This is a genomic window from Halorussus vallis, from assembly GCF_024138165.1.
In the GTDB taxonomy this organism is placed as follows: Archaea; Halobacteriota; Halobacteria; order Halobacteriales; family Haladaptataceae; genus Halorussus; species Halorussus vallis.
The window spans coordinates 2834117-2852717 of the sequence record NZ_CP100000.1 but is presented as its reverse complement, the minus strand read 5'-3'; the positions used below and the strand labels follow the sequence as shown (position 1 = coordinate 2852717).

At 69.2% G+C, this 18601-nt stretch carries 18 protein-coding genes and 2 tRNA genes; 14 read left to right on the top strand and 6 right to left on the bottom strand.

The features are described from left to right. The first annotated feature begins 192 nt into the window (after positions 1 to 192). The 6 genes from NGM07_RS14415 to mutL all read left to right on the top strand — a co-directional run bounded on the left by NGM07_RS14415 (position 193) and on the right by mutL (position 6965). Positions 193 to 642 carry a DUF4212 domain-containing protein gene (locus tag NGM07_RS14415; RefSeq protein WP_253512784.1) on the top strand — a complete coding sequence of 150 codons (450 nt, stop codon included), beginning with the start codon at positions 193 to 195 and terminating at the stop codon, positions 640 to 642. Then, positions 639 to 2351: a sodium:solute symporter family transporter gene (locus NGM07_RS14410; protein WP_253512782.1), complete on the top strand. Its 1713-nt coding sequence runs from the start codon at positions 639 to 641 to the stop codon at positions 2349 to 2351. Before NGM07_RS14415 ends, NGM07_RS14410 begins: the two co-directional genes overlap by 4 nt. Positions 2352 to 2360: 9 nt before the next feature. Beyond that, a complete protein-coding gene (locus NGM07_RS14405; RefSeq protein WP_253520213.1) occupies positions 2361 to 2576 on the top strand; it encodes a DUF8119 family protein in 216 nt (71 codons plus the stop codon). Between the two features lie 147 nt (positions 2577 to 2723). Beyond that, positions 2724 to 3635: an ABC transporter ATP-binding protein gene (locus NGM07_RS14400; RefSeq protein ID WP_253512780.1), complete on the top strand. Its 912-nt coding sequence runs from the start codon at positions 2724 to 2726 to the stop codon at positions 3633 to 3635. Continuing rightward, positions 3632 to 4615, top strand: coding sequence for an ABC transporter permease subunit (locus NGM07_RS14395; protein ID WP_253512778.1), 984 nt, complete (start codon positions 3632 to 3634; stop codon positions 4613 to 4615). The genes NGM07_RS14400 and NGM07_RS14395 overlap by 4 nt, the downstream gene beginning before the upstream one ends. Positions 4616 to 4724: 109 nt before the next feature. Beyond that, the gene (gene mutL, locus NGM07_RS14390; RefSeq protein WP_253512776.1) at positions 4725 to 6965 is read left to right on the top strand and encodes a DNA mismatch repair endonuclease MutL; all 2241 of its coding nucleotides are present in this window, start codon (positions 4725 to 4727) and stop codon (positions 6963 to 6965) included. 10 nt (positions 6966 to 6975) lie between these two features. On the opposite strand, the gene NGM07_RS14385 is transcribed toward mutL, so the two are convergent. Continuing rightward, on the bottom strand, positions 6976 to 7725 hold the full coding sequence (locus NGM07_RS14385) for an SIR2 family NAD-dependent protein deacylase (protein WP_253512774.1): 750 nt from the start codon (positions 7723 to 7725) through the stop codon (positions 6976 to 6978). Positions 7726 to 8149: 424 nt separating this feature from the next. Between NGM07_RS14385 and kdgK1 the strand changes: the two genes are divergently transcribed. From kdgK1 to NGM07_RS14370, 3 genes are all read left to right on the top strand, one after another. Next, entirely contained in the window at positions 8150 to 9103 is a 954-nt protein-coding gene (gene kdgK1 / locus NGM07_RS14380) for a bifunctional 2-dehydro-3-deoxygluconokinase/2-dehydro-3-deoxygalactonokinase (protein ID WP_253512772.1), read from the top strand. 135 nt (positions 9104 to 9238) lie between these two features. Then, on the top strand, positions 9239 to 10450 hold the full coding sequence (locus tag NGM07_RS14375; protein WP_253512770.1) for a hypothetical protein: 1212 nt from the start codon (positions 9239 to 9241) through the stop codon (positions 10448 to 10450). A 388-nt stretch (positions 10451 to 10838) separates the two neighbouring features. After that, the gene (locus NGM07_RS14370; RefSeq protein WP_253512769.1) at positions 10839 to 12254 is read left to right on the top strand and encodes a dihydrolipoyl dehydrogenase family protein; all 1416 of its coding nucleotides are present in this window, start codon (positions 10839 to 10841) and stop codon (positions 12252 to 12254) included. 19 nt (positions 12255 to 12273) lie between these two features. Here NGM07_RS14370 and NGM07_RS14365 read toward each other — a convergent pair whose 3' ends face one another. Beyond that, a complete protein-coding gene (locus NGM07_RS14365; RefSeq protein ID WP_253512767.1) occupies positions 12274 to 12447 on the bottom strand; it encodes a YHS domain-containing protein in 174 nt (57 codons plus the stop codon). Positions 12448 to 13005: 558 nt separating this feature from the next. Here NGM07_RS14365 and NGM07_RS14360 point away from each other — a divergent pair. Both NGM07_RS14360 and NGM07_RS14355 read left to right on the top strand, forming a co-directional pair. Further along, entirely contained in the window at positions 13006 to 13365 is a 360-nt protein-coding gene (locus NGM07_RS14360) for a hypothetical protein (protein WP_253512765.1), read from the top strand. A gap of 318 nt (positions 13366 to 13683) precedes the next feature. Then, positions 13684 to 14163 (top strand): FlaD/FlaE family flagellar protein, encoded by a 480-nt coding sequence (locus tag NGM07_RS14355; protein WP_253512763.1) that lies wholly within the window; start codon positions 13684 to 13686, stop codon positions 14161 to 14163. A 316-nt stretch (positions 14164 to 14479) separates the two neighbouring features. Here NGM07_RS14355 and NGM07_RS14350 read toward each other — a convergent pair whose 3' ends face one another. After that, the gene (locus NGM07_RS14350; RefSeq protein ID WP_253512761.1) at positions 14480 to 14938 is read right to left on the bottom strand and encodes a hypothetical protein; all 459 of its coding nucleotides are present in this window, start codon (positions 14936 to 14938) and stop codon (positions 14480 to 14482) included. A gap of 131 nt (positions 14939 to 15069) precedes the next feature. Between NGM07_RS14350 and NGM07_RS25420 the strand changes: the two genes are divergently transcribed. After that, positions 15070 to 15678, top strand: a complete 609-nt coding sequence (locus NGM07_RS25420; RefSeq protein WP_303657238.1) for a helix-turn-helix domain-containing protein — start codon at positions 15070 to 15072, stop codon at positions 15676 to 15678. A gap of 388 nt (positions 15679 to 16066) precedes the next feature. On the opposite strand, the gene NGM07_RS14340 is transcribed toward NGM07_RS25420, so the two are convergent. Beyond that, a complete protein-coding gene (locus NGM07_RS14340) occupies positions 16067 to 16432 on the bottom strand; it encodes a CopD family protein (protein ID WP_253512760.1) in 366 nt (121 codons plus the stop codon). Between NGM07_RS14340 and NGM07_RS14335 the strand changes: the two genes are divergently transcribed. Continuing rightward, entirely contained in the window at positions 16431 to 16655 is a 225-nt protein-coding gene (locus NGM07_RS14335; RefSeq protein WP_253512758.1) for a hypothetical protein, read from the top strand. The two genes, NGM07_RS14340 and NGM07_RS14335, sit on opposite strands and share 2 nt — an antisense overlap. Here NGM07_RS14335 and NGM07_RS14330 read toward each other — a convergent pair. Continuing rightward, positions 16646 to 16755, bottom strand: a tRNA-Ile gene (locus NGM07_RS14330). The genes NGM07_RS14335 and NGM07_RS14330 overlap by 10 nt on opposite strands. A gap of 139 nt (positions 16756 to 16894) precedes the next feature. Beyond that, a tRNA-Asn gene (locus tag NGM07_RS14325) sits at positions 16895 to 16967 on the bottom strand. 183 nt (positions 16968 to 17150) lie between these two features. Here NGM07_RS14325 and cca point away from each other — a divergent pair. Next, complete coding sequence (gene cca, locus NGM07_RS14320; RefSeq protein ID WP_253512756.1) at positions 17151 to 18551, top strand: CCA tRNA nucleotidyltransferase; 1401 nt, start codon at positions 17151 to 17153, stop codon at positions 18549 to 18551. Positions 18552 to 18601 lie beyond the last annotated feature (50 nt).

Here is an 18601-nt window from a genome sequence, read left to right as displayed (position 1 = left end):
CCGGACCCTCGGCGCGGCGCGCCGAGGGTCCGGACCGGCGTCCCGAACGTCCGACTCGGTGAGCCAGGGCGATTCGCGGCGGGGAGGTCGCCGACGCGGCGACCTCCCCGCCGCCCGCGGATTCTCGCGAACCGCGACGAACGACGACACTCACGCGAACGACGAAACCCGCACGAACCACGACACCCATTCATGACAGATAACGACTCGCACGAACCGACCGACAACGCTCGAATCGAGACGGACGGCGCGGGGGTCGCGACGGCGCGCGACCACCGCGACGCCGACTACCTCGAAGAGGAGGTCAACCTGCTCAACCCGAGCACGCCGTTCATGCGCGACCACCTCCGACTCATCTGGACTAGCTTCGCGGTCTGGGCGGTCATCGTCTTCGGACCGGTGACGCTGACGGCGCTCGCGCCGGCGGTCATGACGTCCGAGATGCCGGTCATCGGCTTCCCGCTGCACTACTTCCTGGTCGGCATCGGCGCGCCGGCCGGCGCGTTGCTCCTGTCGGTGTGGTACGCCCGCAAGCGCGACCGCCTCGACGAGAAGTACGGCATCGACCACGCCGCCGGGACGACCGCCGGCGCGGGCGGCGGCGAGGACGCCGCCGCGACCGACGGAGGTGTGCGCGAATGACGACCGGCGCGGCGAGCGCGGTCGTACTCCAGGCCGGCCTCCTGCCGGAGGGGCTGAACGTCTCGTTCAAGCTCCTGCCGGCCATCCTCGTCTCGGCGATGCTGCTGCTGTTCCTCGTCATCGGCTTCGTGTTCAAGGTCGCCGACACCGAGGGCATGTGGGTCGCCGGCCGCTCCATCGGGAACGTCGAGAACGGCCTGGCCATCGGGGCCAACTGGATGTCCGCGGCCTCCTACCTCGGGATGGCGGCGCTCATCGCGCTCTCGGGGTTCTACGGCCTAGCGTTCGTCGTCGGCTGGTCGACGGGCTACTTCATCCTGCTCATCTTCCTGGCCGCCCAGATGCGGCGGTTCGGCAAGTACACCGCGCCCGACTTCGTCGGCGACCGGTACGACTCCGACAGCGCCCGGGCCATCGCGGCCATCACGACGTTCCTCATCGGGTTCGTCTACGCCATCGGCCAGGCCCGCGGCATGGGGCTGGTCGGCCTGTACATCTTCGGCGACATCGGCATCCCCGGGATGAGCGGCTATCAGTCGATGGTCATCCTGATGATGACGATAACGGTGGGCTATCTCACCCTCTCCGGGATGCTGGGCGCGACCAAGAACATGGCCGTCCAGTACGTCATCCTCATCGTCGCGTTCCTCGCCGGCCTCTACGCGGTCGGCCTCTCGCAGGGGTACTCGACGATACTCCCGCAGATCGAGTACGGCACGATGATCAGCACGCTCGGGTCGGAGTTCAGCGAACCGTTCGTCGGCGGTAGCTACTACCTCTGGATCGCGACGGCGTTCTCGCTGGTCGTCGGGACCTGCGGACTCCCCCACGTGCTGGTGCGGTTCTACACGGTCGAGAGCGAGCGGACCGCCCGCTGGTCGACCGTCTGGGGCCTGTTCTTCATCTGCCTGCTGTACCTCTCCGCGCCCGCGTTCGCGGCGTTCGGCACCGACCTCTACGCGAAGAACATCGGGCCGGTGTACGGCGACCCCGGCATGACGAGCGCGGCGGGCGACGTCATCGTCGTGCTCGCGACCCAACTGGCGGGGATGCCCCAGTGGTTCGTTGGCTTCGTCGCCGCGGGCGGCATCGCCGCGGCCATCGCGACCACCGCCGGCCTGTTCATCGCCGGGTCGTCGGCCATCTCCCACGACATCTACGCCAACATCATCAACGAGGACGCGACCCAGCGCCAGCAGGTGCTGGTCGGCCGCGGGAGCATCGTCGCGCTCGGGGTCATCACCACCCTCGCGGCGCTCAACCCGGCGGCGCCCATCGCCGCGCTGGTCTCCTACGCGTTCTCGCTGGCCGGTGCGGTGCTGTTCCCGATGTTCTTCCTCGGCCTCTGGTGGGAGAACACCAACCGCCAGGGCGCGCTGGCCGGCATGACGACCGGACTGGTCATCTGGCTCATTCCGATGATAAACGAGGTCCTGCCGACGTACATCGGCAACGGCGAGCCCTACTCGGCGGCGCTCGCCCAGTGGCTGCCCGCCATCGGGTCGGCGCTGGTCGCGGTTCCGGTCGTGTTCGCGGTCACCATCGGCGTCTCGCTGGTCACCGACGAACCCGACGAGCGCATCAAGCGCATCGTCCGGCAGTGTCACAGCCCCGAACCGATGGCCCAGCAGCAGGCCGCCGAGGACGTCGTCGCCACCGACGGCACGGCGGTCAGCACCGACGGCGGCGAACCGCAGGCCGACGACTGAACGATGGACGTGAACGTCATCGCCGCGATTCGGAACCACGTCGACGAACACCGGTCGGGCATGGCCGTCGACCTCGCGTTCGCGGTCGTCTGGGTCGCGGTCGTCTCGGCGCTGTTCGAGTTCCTCGGCGCGCCGACGTGGGCGATCCACCTCGCGCTGTTCGGCGGCGTCGTCGCCTACTTCGGCTTCTTCGCGTCGCTGAAGTCGGTCCGCGGCGGCGAGTAGTTCGAACTCTTTTCGGGACGAAATCGACCGGGCCGCCGCGGCGCGCCGCGGCGGCCCGGCCGGACGCGAAGTCGCCGCCGTCGGACGCGACAGACGGGTGAGAAGACTTATTCCGTCACCGTTCCGGGGTTGCACCACGGTCCCCCAATGTCAGTAATAGAGATAGATAACCTCACCAAACGGTTCGAGGGCGTCACGGCCGTCGACGGCCTCTCGCTCTCGGTCGAGGAGGGCGAGGTGTTCGGCTTCCTTGGCCCGAACGGCGCGGGCAAGTCCACGACCATCAACGCGATGCTCGACTTCACGAAACCGACCGCCGGGTCGGTCTCCGTGTTCGGTCACGACGCCCACCGCGACTCGGTCGCCATCCGGCGACGGGCCGGCCTCCTGCTGGAGGGGTACGGCGCGTACCCCCGACTCACCGGCCGCGAGCACGTCGAGCACGCCATCGCCACGAAGGACGCCGACGACGACCCCGACGAACTCCTCGAACGCGTCGGCCTGTCCGACGCGGCCCACCGCCGCGCCGGCGGCTACTCGAAGGGGATGCGTCAGCGGATGGCGCTGGCGGTGGCGCTGGTCGGCGACCCCGACCTGCTCGTCTTCGACGAACCCTCGACCGGCCTCGACCCCAACGGGGCCAGGACCCTCCGGGAGGTCGTCCAGTCGGAGGCCGACCGCGGCGCGACCGTCTTCTTCTCCAGCCACATCCTCGAACAGGTCGACGCGGTCGCCGACCGCATCGGCATTTTGCTCGACGGGTCGCTGGCGGCGGTCGGCGGCGTCGAGGAACTCCGCCGGGAACTCGGCGCGGGCACGACGCTCTCGGTGTGGGTGTCGGCGGTCTCGGACCCACTGCTGGCGGACCTGCGCGAACTGGACGGCGTCCGCGAGGTCACGCCGCGTCACGGCCAGATCGAAATCGCCTGCGACGGCGACGGCGAGACGAAGCTCCGGGCGCTGAACGCGGTGGCCGAGGCGGGCGTGTTCGATAACTTCGAGGTCCGCGACGCCTCGCTGTCGGACGTCTTCTCGAAGTACACGGAGGGTCGGGCGTGAGCCGAACCGACGTGTTCCGCCGGGACCTCCGGAGCGTCTACCGCTCGCGGACCGGAACCGCGGTCAGCGCCATCGTCGCGCTCGCCACCGTGGTCGCGGCGGGCCTGTTCGCGCTCTCGTCGGACGTGACGGCGCTCGCGGGCGTCGGCGCGCTGCTCACCGTGGGCGCCATCGTCGCGCTCGTCTTCCTGGGCAACCCGAAGCAGATCGCCGGCGTGGTCGTGGCGTTCACCGTGCTCGCGGTCGCGCTGACGCTCGCGCTGTCCGACCCCCAGTCGGCGCGCTACCGGCCGCCGATGGCGCTGGCGGTGGTCACCGTCGGGTCGGCGCTGTCGTTCCTGCTCCCGCTGGTCTGTCTGGTCGGAAGCTACGCCGCGCTGGTCGGCGAGTCCGAGACGGGGAGCGTCCGGTTCCTGCTCGGCCTGCCGAACTCCCGGGACGACGCCTACCTCGGTAAGTACCGCTCGCGGGCGACCATCGTGGTCGTCCCGCTGGTCGTCTGTCTGGCGCTCACGGGCGTCATCGTCGCGGCCACCTTCCGGGACGGCTCGTTCCTCGGGATGATGGGGCTGACGCTCGTCTCGATTCCTTACGCGCTGTTGTTCGTCGGCATCGGCCTCTCGGCGTCGGCGTACTCCGACACCTCCAACCGGGCGGTCGCGGTCGCCCTCGCGGCGTTCGTCGCGCTCAGGGTCGGCTGGCCCGGCCTCCAGTTCGTGCTCTTGCAGGGCGTCCGGGACCGGTTCTCCCGGCCGGAGTGGTACTACTGGATCGGTCGGATCAACCCCATCAACGCCTACGTGAAGCTTACGACGCTGTTCGCGGACGTCGGCGGCGGCCACCCGCTCATCTCGACGCCCTACGAACCGATTTCGTCGGTGGCGCTCGGCTACCCGTTCGCGGCCGTCGTGCTACTGGTGTGGACCGCGCTCGCGCCGCTGGCCGGTCTGCTCTACTTCCGGAAGCGCGACCTGCTGTAGGCCGGTCGCGTCTCGTTCTCTCCCGACCCGGCGCCAACGGTGGATTGATGGACACCTGTTTCGTGGGTGGTTCCATGAGCAGGCGGTCACCCGAGGGGGCGTGCTGTCGATGACGACCGAGAGCGACCGAATCACGAAACTCGACGACGACACCGTGCGCAAGATAGCCGCGGGCGAGGTCGTCGAGCGGCCCGCCTCGGTCGTGAAGGAACTGGTCGAGAACAGCCTCGACGCCGACGCCGACCGCATCGACGTGGCCGTCGAGGCGGGCGGCACCGAGCGAATCGCCGTGAGCGACGACGGCGTCGGGATGAGCGAGGCCGACGTCCGGGCCGCGGTGCGCGAACACACCACGTCCAAGATAGCCGACGTCGACGACCTCGAAGCCGGCGTCGCCACGCTCGGCTTCCGGGGCGAGGCGCTCCACACCATCGGCGCCGTCTCCCGGACCACGGTCACCACGAAGCCCCGAGACGCAGACGGGAACGGGGGAGCCGACGACCGCGCGACCGAACTCCGCCTCGAAGGCGGCGAGGTCGCGTCGGTCGGCCCGGCGGGCCGACCGGCCGGCACGACGGTCGAGGTCGCGGACCTCTTCTACAACACCCCCGCGCGCCGGAAGTACCTCAAGACGACCGCGACCGAGTTCTCGCGCGTCAACGCGGCCGTGACGCGCTACGCGCTGGCCAACCCCGACGTGGCGGTGTCGCTGACCCACGACGACCGAGAGGTGTTCGCCACCGACGGCCGGGGCGACCTCCGAGCGGCGATGCTGTCGGTGTACGGCCGCGAGGTGGCGACGTCGATGATCGAAGTGGAGGGAGGCGCGTCCGGGGGCGAAATCGGCGTCACGGGCCACGTCAGCGACCCTGAGACGACCCGGGCCAGCCACGAATACGTCTCGACCTACGTCAACGGCCGGTACGTGCGCTCGGCCGCGCTCCGGGAGGCGCTGCTCGACGCCTACGGCGGCCAGCTATCGACCGAACGCTACCCCTTCGCGGTGCTGTTCGTCGACGTGCCGGCCGGTTCGGTCGACGTCAACGTCCACCCCAGAAAGATGGAGGTCCGGTTCGGCGACGAGTCGGCGGTCCGCGAGGCGGTTGAAACCGCCGTCTCGGATGCGCTGCTCGACCACGGCCTCGTGCGCTCGAGCGCGCCTCGCGGGCGCTCCGCGCCCGACGAGGCGCGCGTGGAACCGGCGTCGGACGTCGGCGCGCGCGATTCGGACGGCCCGGACGCGAGCGAGCAGACCGAGTTGACGCCGGACGCGGACGCCCCCGACCGGAGCGAGCAGTCGACGCTCGACGCGAACGAGGGTGCCGCCGCAGCGGGAGACGAAACCGCGGTGAGCGACGCCGAGACGAGTGGAGAGGCGGCGAGTACCGAGGCGACGACCACCGGGTCGCGAGCGACGAGCACCCCGTCACGGACGACGACTGCAAACGCGAGAACCCCGCAGACGGAAACCGACCGCGAGTCGACGACGACCTCGGCGAATCGCCCGAAGGTGAAGGACGGACGCGAGTCGACGACTCGAACCGCGGACGCCGAGGCGGCGACGGAGCGCGATCACGACGCCGCCTCGGCGGCGGCGGGAACCGACGAACCCGCGGCCGACACTTCGGAGCGGGATTCGGCGACCGGCGCCGACACGGCCCGGAAGTTCGACGCGCCGACCGAAACCGCGACGCTCTCCGGCGAGGCGACCGAAACCCCCGAGTTCGAGACGCTCCCCCGGATGCGCATCCTCGGGCAGTTGCGCGACACCTACTTGGTCGCCGAGACGCCCGACGGCCTCGTGCTGGTCGACCAGCACGCCGCCGACGAGCGGGTCAACTACGAGCGACTCGCGGCGGCGTTCGCCGACGACACGACCACCCAGATGCTCGCCCAACCGGTCGACCTCGAACTCACCGCGGGCGAGGCGGCCGTCTTCGACGAGTACCGCGAGGCGCTCGAGACGCTGGGATTCAGGGCGGAGCGGGCCGGACAACGCGAAGTGACGGTCCGGACCGTTCCGACAGTGCTCGACGCGACGCTCGACCCCGAACTGCTCCGGGACGCACTGGGCGAGTTCGTCTCGACCGACCCCGACTCACGCGGCGGGACGGTCGAGGCGGTGGCCGACGACCTGCTGGCCGACCTCGCGTGCTACCCCTCCATCACGGGCAACACGTCGCTCCGGGAGGGGTCGGTGGTCGAACTGCTCGCGGCGCTCGACGACTGCGAGAACCCCTACGCCTGCCCCCACGGCCGGCCCGTGCTGGTGGAGTTCGGCGAGCGCGAGATAGAGGACCGCTTCGAGCGCGACTACCCGGGTCACGCCGGACGGCGCGCCGAGGAATAGCGACCCTATTCTACCCCATCACCGCGGCTTCGAGCGCCGGCAGTACCTCGGTGACGTCCTCGCGGAAGACGTAGTCGGCCCGCGAGTCGTGGGGCGTCTCGTCGAGGTTCACCAGTATCACCGTCGCGCCGGTGCGGGCCGCGCGCGCCGGAAGCGACGCGGCGGGTTGGACCGTGAGCGACGACCCCGCGACCAGGAAGACGTCGCTCTCCTCCGCGAGGTCCTCCGCCCGAGAGAGTTCGGCCACCGGGAGGCGCTCGCCGAACAGCACGGCGTCGGGTTCGAGGACGCCGCCGCACTCCGAACACAGCGGCGGGAGTTCGCCGTCCTGCGCCCGATTCCGGACCGCCTCGGCCGGCACCGTTCGGTCGCACCGCCGGCAGGACGCCCGGGTCCCGTTTCCGTGGAGTTCCACGACGTCCCCGGTGTCGGCGTCGCCGTGGAGGCCGTCGATGTTCTGGGTGATGACGGCGTCGAGGTGGCCGGACCGCGCGAGCGACGCGAGCGCGTCGTGGGCGGCGTTCGGCGCGACGTCGGCGTCGAGCAGGTCGGCCCGAAGTTCCAGCCAGTCCTCCCAGAACGGTCCGGGTTCGGCGCGGAGTCGGCGCACGTCGAAAGCGTCGGGGTCGTACTCGTTCCAGACGCCGTTTTCGCCGCGGAACGGCGGGATTCCGGACGGGACGCTCACGCCGGCCCCGGTGAGCGCGGCCGCAGCGTCCGCCTCGCGGAGCGCCCGGGCCGCATCGTCGAGTTCGTCCATACCGAGGAGTAACGCCGCGGGAGACAAAAACCGTCGCCCTGATGCGATTGCGTTTTCCGGACGGGTGCGCTCGGTAACACGAACTACCGGGAACGCTCGACGGACCAAACCGCCGGAAGCGCTCAGCCAGACAGTCCACCGCTGGTGGGACTGAAAGGGGCCGGCCGCTCGCGCCCGAAGGGCGTGGTCGTCTCAGCGACCCCTATGCGTGGCGCGGCGAAGCCGCGCCGCGGATATGTCGCTGAGCGACCGCGAGCGGGCGGGGGCTTTCGAGACGTTCGGAGTCGTGCTCGACTTGGCATCGTCACCGAGTCACCGGCCGGTGGCTTTTGAAGCGGTCACCTTTCTTGGCGTTACCTTATCCAGAACCCGCCGAGTATCCGCTACCGAGTAAATTATAGCCCGCGGGCGCGACGCCCGAGACATGACCGACATCGTGACGTTCGGGGAGACGATGCTCCGACTCTCTCCGCCGAACGGCGAGCGACTGGAGACGACCGACGAACTGGAGTTCCGGGCGGCGGGCGCGGAGAGCAACGTCGCGGTCGCGGCCGCCAGACTCGGCGCCGACGCGACGTGGCTGTCGAAGCTTCCGGACTCGCCGTTGGGTCGGCGGGTCGTCGCGGGCCTGCGCCGCCACGGCGTCGCGACCGACGTGGTGTGGAGCGACGAGGGCCGCCAGGGCACCTACTACCTCGAACACGGCGGCGCGCCGCGGGGGACGAACGTCATCTACGACCGGACCGGCGCGGCGGTCACGACCGCCGAGTTCGGCGAGTTGCCGGTCGAGCGCGTCCGCGACGCCGACTTCTTCTACACCTGCGGCATCACGCCCGCGCTCTCGGACACCCTCGAAGCGACCACGGCCGACCTGCTGGCGGCGGCCCGGGAGGCCGGGACGACCACCGCGTTCGACGTGAACTATCGCTCGAAGCTCTGGAGCCCCGAAGAGGCCCGCGAGGTCCTCGAATCGCTGTTCGCCGACATCGACGTGCTGGTCACGGCCGAGCGCGACGCCCGCGAGGTGCTGGCGCGCGAGGGCGACGCCGAGGAGATCGCGACGGAACTCGCCGAGGAGTTCGACTTCGAGACGGTCGTCGTCACCCGGGGCGAGGACGGAGCGCTGGCCCGCAACGACGGCCGAACCTACGAGCAGGGCGCGTTCGAAACCGAGACGCTCGACCCCATCGGCACCGGCGACGCCTTCGTCGGGGCCTACCTCGTCCGGCGGCACGCGGGCGACGACGTCCCCGCCGCGCTCGAATACGCCGCGGCGACCGCGGCACTCAAGCGGACGATTCCGGGCGACGTGGCGGTCGTCACCCCCGAGGAGGTCGAGCGCGTCGTCTCCGAGGCGGGCGGCGAAATCTCGCGGTAGGTCCCGGTCCCGCTCGCGATGGGCGGATCTGGGCATCGACTTCCGTTTTCGACCGTCGAAGCCCCTCAATTAGTTCACGTTTTTGGGACGAAGCCAGAAGACGTATTACGGCGTTACGACTCACGCCCGACCGTCATGAGACGAATCGCAATCTCCCTCGCGATGCTCGTCCTGGTTTCGGGCATCGCCCCCGCGGCGGTCGGACAGGCGTCCGGAACGGCGTACGCCGGAACGCACGTCTCGTTCGACACGTCCGCGCACGCCGTGACCGACTACGCGGTCCACGGCGAGACGATGATCGACTCCGTGAAACTCCGGTCGGCCGAATCCGCCGAGGGCGGCGGCCTCCTCGGCGGGACCGGCGCCTCGCTGTCGGCCGTGACCAGCATCCAGGCGGGCGGCGTCCAGATCGGCGCGACGTCCGAGACGCAGGCGAAGATCGCGACCGAGAGCGGCGCCGAAGTGATCGCCCACGACAACGCCCGCGGCGTCCTCGTCGTCCAGGGCGACCGCGGCGGCCAGGTGGTCCTCGCGAACCTCTCGGCAGGCGCGAACGCCACCGCCGAGGGCGACTCGCAGGTGTCGGTCACCACCGCCAACGGTACCGAGGGCACCTTCCTCGTCGTCGGCCAGGGGAACGTCACGGTCAACGACGACGGGAACGTCAGCGCTCGCCTCGGCCAAGACGGCCGCCTCGTCTTCCGGGCGTACCCGGACGGCAAGGACGACGCCGACGAGAAGCAGGAGCGACTCATCGCCGACGGCAAGGCGAGAGCCGAGGCCTACGTGATGGCCGAGAGCGGCGAAGTGGTCGTCGACACCGTGAGCTACGGCCGGAACACGACCATCCAGACGAAGCAGACCGCAGAAGGCAACGTCTCGTTCGCGGTGAACCGGACGACCCACGAGGGGACCGTCATCGTCGCCAGCGTCTCCGAGAAGGCGCTGAACACCACCGAGGGCGTCGACGTCCGGGTCAACGGCGAGGCCGCGGTGAAGGCCGCGACCTACACGCAACTGGAGAGCGCCATCGGGAGCGACCGCTCGCGCTACCTGGTGTCGTCGTCGGGCGACGCGAGCGCGAACGCCAGCGCCGACGTGCTGGTCGCGGTGAACCACTTCTCCGAGCGCACCGTCTCGCTCCGGTCGGAGGCCGACCCCGCGCCGCAGACGACCGCGGCGGGGACCACGAACGGTTCCAGCAACGGGGCCGGAACCACCGACGGCGGGTCGGGCGACCCGACGCTGACCGACGACGACGAGAACACCGGGAACATCCCCGGATTCGGCGTGACCGCCTCGGTCGCGGCGCTGGTCGCGGCGGTCCTGCTCACCCGCCTGCGGTAACTTCTCCTCCCTGTCTTCGACGTTCCTCGCATCCGAATTTTTTGGGCGACTCCCCCGGCCGACCGACTCCGAGAGTCGGTCGGCCGCCGGAAGCGCTCGGTGACACCTCCGACGGAAGCGCTCGGTGAATCAACCGGCAGGTGGGACTGAAAGGGGCCGGCCGCTCGCGTTCACTTCAGTCGTCTCAGCGACCCCTATCTGGCGAGCGCCGAAGGCGCGAGCCGGATATGTCGCTGAGCGACCGCGAGCGGGCGGGGGCTTTCGAGGTGTTCTCCGTTGCTGTCGTTTCCGTCGGAAGGGGGCTTTCGAGGCGGTCACTGTTCCGTTACCCATCGTGATTCGTGGCGAGGGGCGAATCGATAAATGCCGTCGCCGTAATGGAGTATCTATGACCACACACGTCGTCATCGTCGGGGCCTACGGGAGCGCCGGGGTCGCGGTCGCCCGGACGCTGGCCGACGCCGAGGACGTGAGACTCACGCTCATCGACGACGGCGAACCTGGGGGCGGCCTCTGCATCCTCCGCGGGTGCATGCCGTCGAAGGAGGTGCTGTCGGCGGCCGAACACCGCTTCCAGGCGCGTCACGACGACCGCCTGGAGGGCGCGCCGGAGGTCGACCTGGAAGCAGTCGTCGCGACCAAGGAGCGCCACGTCGAGAACTTCGCCGAGCACCGCCGGGCGGCGGTCCGGGACCTCGCGGCGCGCGAGAACGTCGAGTTCGTCCACCGACGGGCGCGGTTCGTCGACGACCGCACCGTCGCGGTCGGCGACCGGGAAATCGAGGCCGACTACGTCGTCGTCGCCACGGGGTCGACCGTCAACGTCCCGGACCTCCCCGGCCTCGACGAGGTCGACTACTCGACCAGCGCCGACGTGCTCGACGCGACCGAGTTCCCCGACTCGGGCGTCGTGATGGGGTTCGGCTACGTCGGCCTCGAACTGGTGCCGTACCTCAGCGAGGCCGCCGGGATGGACCTCACCGTCATCGAACACGACGACTACCCGCTGGACGAGGCCGACGAACCGTTCCGGAAGCGATTGCTGGAACTCTACCGGGAGGAGTTCGGCGTGACCGTCCTCACCGACACCGTCGAGCGGTCGGTCGAACCGCTCGGCGGGGGCGACGGCGGGGTCGGCCTCCGCGTCGAGCGCGACGGAGAGAGTTGGACGGTCGAGGCCGACGAACTGTTCCTGTTCACGGGACGGCGGCCCGCCGTCGACGACATCGGACTGGAGCACACGGCGCTCGACCCAGGTCACGGCTGGGTCCGGGACACGATGCAGGCCCGCGACCACGACCGCGTCTTCGTCGTCGGCGACGCCAACGGTCACGAGCCGATTCTGCACGTCGCCAAGGAACAGGGGGCCCTGGCGGCCGAGAACGTGCTGGCCCACCGCGAGGGTGAGGACCTCCGGCCGTACCGCAACGTCCACCACCACGTCGTCTTCTCCGGGGTGAGCGTCTACCCCTTCGCCCGGGTCGGCGTCTCGGAGGAGGCGGTGGCGGCGGAGGACCGCGACTACGTCGCGGTCACGCGCCCGGCCGGCGAGGACGGCGTGTTCACCACCAAGGCGGTGCCCGAGGGGCTGGCGAAACTGGTGGTCGACGCCGACGACGGGACGGTGCTGGGCTACCAGGGCCTGCACTACCACGCCGATGCGATGGCCAAGACGATGCAGGTGATCGTCGAGAACGAGATGGACGTCCGCGAGGTGCCCGACCGGGCGTACCATCCGACGACGCCGGAGATTCTCGACGGCCTGTTCCGGCAGGCGAAGGCGGAGTTGGACGAGCGAGCGTAGCGCGGGCGGCGACCCCGATTCAGACGTACTCGTCGGGGTCGGCCTCGAACGCCTCGCGGTGTTCCTCGCCGCAGAACTCGTAGGTTTCGCCCTCGTACTCGACCTGCGCGGGCGAGAAGCTCTCGTCGCGGTAGTCGGTTTCCTCGGGGCTAGTCGTCTCCACGTCCATGCCGCAGACGGGACACTCCGCCATCGTCGGCAGTTCGGCCGCCAACGCGGAAAGGATTGGGGCCAGCGGCGGGAAGGAAGGAAGGAGTCGCGGGGGTCGCGCCGACGCGTCGGCGCGATTCCCACGACGGATGCGAAGTTCGACCTTCGGCGAGGCGATAGCAGACCGACCAGCCGGCCGAATGCGCCCGGTGGGTTTTCTGCCGAAAACGCTCGGCGACGCCTTCCACCGAGGGCGGGACTGAAAGGGGCCGCCCGCTCGCGTCCGAAGGACGTGGTCGTCTGGTCGGGCCACTATTCGGGGAAGGCCGCAGGCCCGACCCGAATATCCCGGCCAGCGACCGCGAGCGGGCGGGGGCTTTCGAGGCGGTCACGTTGTCCGTCGGTACTGTCCTCGATATTACTGCTGACGAGCGGGCGGGGGCTTTCGAAGCGTTCTCACCGACAGCTTCTCCGACATCCGAGCGGGGGCTTTCGAGGCGTTCTTCCCCACTCTCGTTGCCGGCGAATAGGGAGCCCCGCAGTCGCCACTCCCCCGGTTCCGGCCGCAATCTATACACGTCCGACCGTCGAACTATCGACGATGGCGATTCTAGAGATAAATCTCGAGAAACCCGCGCTGGTCGAGGAGTACCAGTTCGCGGATGCCGAGACTCGAACCGGAACGCAGCGCAGCGACGGAAAATCCAGCTCCGGCGGCGGAAAGGGCAAACTGCTCGGCCTGCTCATCGCGCTGGCCGGCGTCGGCGTGCTGGTCTGGAAGCTCAAATCTAGCGGCGGGAGCGACGGACCCGAGTTCGGCGAGGAAGCCGACTTCGAGGCGGAGGTCGAAACCGAATTCGACACGGGGTCCGGCGGCGCGAAGGGGAAGGTCGCCGGCGCGCTCGGACTGGTCGTCGCGCTCGTCAGCCTCGTGGCCGCGGTGCGTCGCCGCGGAAAGTAGGCCGCCCGGCGAGTACCGCCGCCCGTTTTTTCGAGTCGCGTTCGAAACCCGAGAGTCGTTCTCGAGTCGCGTCGAGTCGAATCGTCCACGGAGCACCGTTCGACCGGCGTCGCGGAGGACCGTCGGTCGTGCTTCGACGCGACGGACGCGTCAACGACCGAGCAGTGTGGCGTTTCGAACAAGTCGTCGCTCGGTGCGGTGCTTCGGCGCCCGAGACAGCAGCGGTCAGCGCGAGTTGCGATGAGCGCGAAATCCTCCGTCCGTCGGCACGAAAGTTTAAATGTGATGTCTGAGTCATCTCGGAAATACGAGACCGCCATGCCGACCGAGCCCGGAACCTACGACCTGCGAGATTTGCGCCGCATCGCCGACCCGAACCGGGAGACGCCGGCGGAGTTCGAGGACGGAATCGACCTCCCCGCGTCGCCCCAGGAGGTCCTGAGACACACCCAGCGCGACGAACTGGTCCGCCTCCAGTCCCAACTCGCCGCCTCGGGCGGCCTGCCCGAGAAGCCGTATCTCGACGGACTACCCGACAGCTACGGCACGGAGGTCGTCGTCTTCGAGTGGCTCGACTTCCTCATCAACAAGGCGGGCTTCGAGAAGACCGGCAACGCGCTGTCGTACTACGAGGAGGTCGGCTGGATCACCGAGCGAACTCGCCAGGGCCTCCGGGAGTACATGCGCGGCTTCTCTGAGGTCGAGAGCTTCGACCCCGACCAGCCGGGTCCCGCCGACCTGGACGCCGACGACCACGTGCTGAGTCTGGTCTACATCGCGCGTCTCTCCTCCGTCTGAGCGGTCGTTCACCCACCGGCGCGGTCGCCCGACGCTCGGCGGTTCGGGCGCGTCGTTCGGCTTTCTCGGTCCCGAGCGGTCGTCCGTCTCTTCTCGGTCCGGCGTGTCGCTCCACGTCGTTCTCGACACCGCCGTGCGCGCGTTTCGTCTCCCGGGCGAGTCCGACGTGGTGGCCCGATTCTCGACCGAAACCGGCGTTTCGACCAGCGGCGATGGCTGAGCTATTTACCGGGTTCGGTGCGGTGGTCGACGCCATCGTCACGGCCGACATCGGCGGGCGTCGAGTTCTCGGAGTCCGACGACACCCGACCGCCTCTCAGGTCGATTTGCTCCCGCGTGCGTTCCACGCCAGTCTGAGGCCGGCCGTCAGAACCAGTAGGACGACGACGTGGTACGCGACGTCCGGGGCGGTGCGAGGACCGACGCCGACGAGTATCGCCACGACACCGGCGAGCGTCCCGACCAGTGCGAGCGCCTGGACGCCCGCGGCGAGCGAGAATGTCGAGCGCGGGCGAGCCCAGGTCAGCGCCAGGCCACCTACCAGCACGGCGCCGATCACCGTCTCGGCGAGCATCGCTTCGTCGTGTTCGTATCCGCCGACGAGCACGCCCGCGTGGAACGCGGCGGCGAGGAAGAACGACGCGGCCTCCGCCGCCAGCAACGCCCGTATCCTCCAGAGCGTCGGAGACGCATCTGGCTCGTCGCGGCGGTCAGGCGGTCGAACCGCGTCGGACGTCGACGATTCGTCGGACCGAACGGCGGGAGAGTCGTCCATCGTATCCACGGGAAGCAGTCGGAGCGGCCAGACCGTTGAAATTCGCTCGAACATGTTCGCGGCCGAGCGGATAAGAGCGGCTCGCGCCTAGGAGACATATGCCCTTGGCAAGAGTGAAGTTTAAACCGCCGGTGACGCAGGCCGGCGGTCCGTTCCGGCACTCGCGGAACCATCCCGACGACAACCTCCGGATCCTGAGTGCCCTCCCGACCGAGCGGGGACTGCTCGTCGTACTGCAGGCGACCACGTCGGACCCCCAGGCGGTCGTTCACCTGTTCGACGACGCCCCCGTCGACCTCTACACGGAGGTGTTGCACGCCGACGAGCAGACGGTATTGCTCCAGTTCGAGCTGCCGTTCGTCCCGGCCCCGTACCACGCCGTCTTCGCCTCGAAGAACCTGCCGCAGTTCCCCTACACCGTCGAGGACGGCTGGATGGTCTGCGAACTCACCACCTCCCACGAGCGGCTGTCGGAGTTCCGTGACGAACTCGAATCCAGCAGCTTCGCGTTCGAAGTCGAGTGGGTCAGGCAGTCGGTCGAACCGGTCGAACTCCTGACCGACCGTCAGCGTCAGTTCGTGCTGGCCGCCATCGAAGGCGGGTACTACGACACCCCGAGAGGGTGTTCGCTCACCGACCTCGCGGACGAACTCGGCGTCAGCAAGTCGACGGTGAGCGTCGTCCTCCACCGCGCCGAAGAGACGATAGTCAAGGAGTTCTTCGCCGAGTCGACCGAGTAGTCCGGGCGCGAGACACCGACTGGGCGGGTGTGCAACATGTTCGAGCGAATCTAGAGGGGTCGGGGGCACCTCCGCTAGGTCGATGACACCGAAGTCGTGTCCGATTCGATCGAAGTCCCGTGCAGAGTGCGCTCGAACGAAACCGAACCCCGACCGCGACCGACCCGCAAGGCGAGGACCGCCTCGCTTCGTCGTCTTCGGCCTCGGCGTCGCCCTCGGCCTCTTCGCGGCCCGCAGGGGACGGTCCGGCACCGAGACGGAGTAGTCCGGGTCGCGAAATCGAGACGCGGCGTCGAAGTTCTCGACGCCGCGTCGTTCCGCTGGCCCGAAAGTGGTCGCGGAGTTCTATCGAACGAGAAGCCGAATGCGGCGTCGACGACTCGTCCCGTCAGATCCAACCGCCGACGAGCAACAGTGCGAGGGCGACGGCCGCCGCCGCAGAGAACGCCGTCGAGGCGCCGCGAGCCGAGCGCTCGGCGCCGACCGACTCGACGTCGGCGGTTAGGCGCCGACTCGCAACGTTGGTCAGAGCCGAGAGCACGACCCAGAGACCGACCATCGTCAGCACGAGTTGGCCTCGCGTGGTCTTCAGCAGTGAGTCGGAGATGAACGTCAGACTCGCCATGTATCCGCCCGTCACGAGCATGACGAGCGGGGCCACCTGCGAGAATCGGGCGAACCGCTCCGTCAGTCCGACGAGCGCGCTCGAACCGAGTCGACCGTCGCGCGCCGCCGGAACGACGAGCGCGGCCATGAATACGGTCCACCCGGCCCACACGCCGGCGACTAACAGGTGCAACGCGTCGAACAGTCTGTACGTGGTTACCATCGTGGTCGCAACGAGGTGGCGGTTCGCCGTGGGTGTTCACTCGAACATGTTCGAGCCGTACCCGTCCCGGGTCGGCGAAGGGAAAAGGGGCGTAGCTACGTACGAGACGTCGTCTACCACCGAGAATAATCTGAAGGATGGGCCCTGACGGATTCGAACCATCGACCACTCGGTGTCCCATGACGCCGGAAATGTAATCCGGTTGTCAGTATGAGCCGAGCGCTCTAACCAGACTGAGCTAAGGGCCCTTCTATCCGTATTTCTCGCGCGACGCTCTTTAAGCTTACCGGATAGCGTCTGGCGGTTACTCCCGAAGCCGTAGCGAAACGACGGTGGAAGCGTGTGCGCTGTCGGGCGGTTATCGATCGGAAGACCGCGAAAACGTAGCGCCGCCGCCAGGGCTCGAACCTGGGACAACCTGGGTAACAACCAGGTGCTCTACCAACTGAGCTACGGCGGCTTTCGAACGCATTTCCAGATAGCGTGAGTACTCTGATAGACCTTTCGTTTTCGCACGACGGGAGTGATGCGCTGGCACACGTTCGCGGGTCGACCGGCGGGTCCCGCCGGTCGACCCGCGAAGCCGTGTCGGCCGCGTCGAGAGACGACACGTTTTCACTCGCGGGCCGAGAATCCACCGCCAATGACCGGCGAGGACGAGGATTCGGACGGGCGCGAGGGGACGGGCGAGCGCGAGGCGTTCGATGCGGTGACCGCCGCGGTGGGCGAGCGAATCGCCCCCGACGCCGCCGAGCGCGAGCGGATGCGCGAGGCGGTCGAGACGCTCCGCGGCCGGGCTGAGGACGCCATCGCCGACCTGCCGGTTGCGGCCGACGTGGTCCAGGTCGGCAGCACCGCCCGCGGGACCTGGATCGCCGGCGACCGCGACATCGACCTGTTCGTGCGCTTTCCCGCCGACCTCGAACGCGACCGCCTGGAGTCCTACGGACTCGAAGTCGGCCACGCCGTCCTCCCGGAGGGCCGCGAGGAGTTCGCCGAACACCCCTACGTCACCGGCGAACACGACGGCTTCGACGTGGACTTAGTGCCCTGCTACCGCCTCGACTCGGCGACAGAGATTCAGTCGGCGGTCGACCGCACCCCCTTCCACACCGAGTACCTGGCCGAGCGACTCGACGACGAACTCGCGGGCGAGGTTCGACTGTTCAAGCAGTTCCTCAAGGGCGTCGGCGCCTACGGTAGCGACCTCCGGACGCGAGGGTTCTCAGGCTACCTGACCGAACTGCTCGTGCTCGAACACGGCGGTTTCCGCGAGACGGTCGCGGCCGCGGCCGACTGGCAGCCGCCGGTCCGGTTCGACCCCGAGGACCACGGAATCGCCGAGTTCGACGACCAACTGGTGCTGATCGACCCGACCGACCCCGAGCGGAACGTCGCCGCGGTGCTGTCGGCCGACAACGTCGCGCGACTCCAGCACTACGCCCGCGACCTGCTCGAATCGCCCCGCGAAGAGCTGTTCTTCCTCGACCCGACCGAACCGCTCTCGGCCGAGGCGGTCCGCGAGCACGTCCAGCGCCGGGGCACGACGCCAGTGGCGGTGCGCTTCAACGCCCCGGACGTCGTCGAGGACCAGCTCTACCCCCAGCTCCGCAAGTCGCTCTCGGGCGTCCGGGACGAACTCGACCGCCGGGGGTTCGACCCGCTCCGGACCGCCGCGTTCGCCGACGAGTCGGCGGTCTTGCTGGTGGAACTCGAAGTCCCCGAGCGGCCGAGGGTGGAGCGCCACGAGGGGCCGCCGGTCGCCGTCCGCCCGCACGCGACGGGGTTCTTCGAGAAGTACGCCGACGACGAGGACGCCTACGGCCCGTTCGTCGACGGCGACCGCTACGTCGTCGAGCGAGAGCGGGAGTTCGTCGCCGCCCGCGAATTCCTGGAGAGCGAGGCGCTGCTGGACGTGGCGCTCGGCGTCCGGGTGGCCTCGGCGCTGAAGCACGACTACGACGTGCTGGTCGGCGAGGAAATCGCGACGCTGGCCGGCGAGTTCGGGACGGAACTGGCGGCGTACTTCGACCCGCGGCCGTGACGGTCGGTCGCGAGCGAGGCGCGGCGGCGCGCCGCCGCACCTCGCTCACG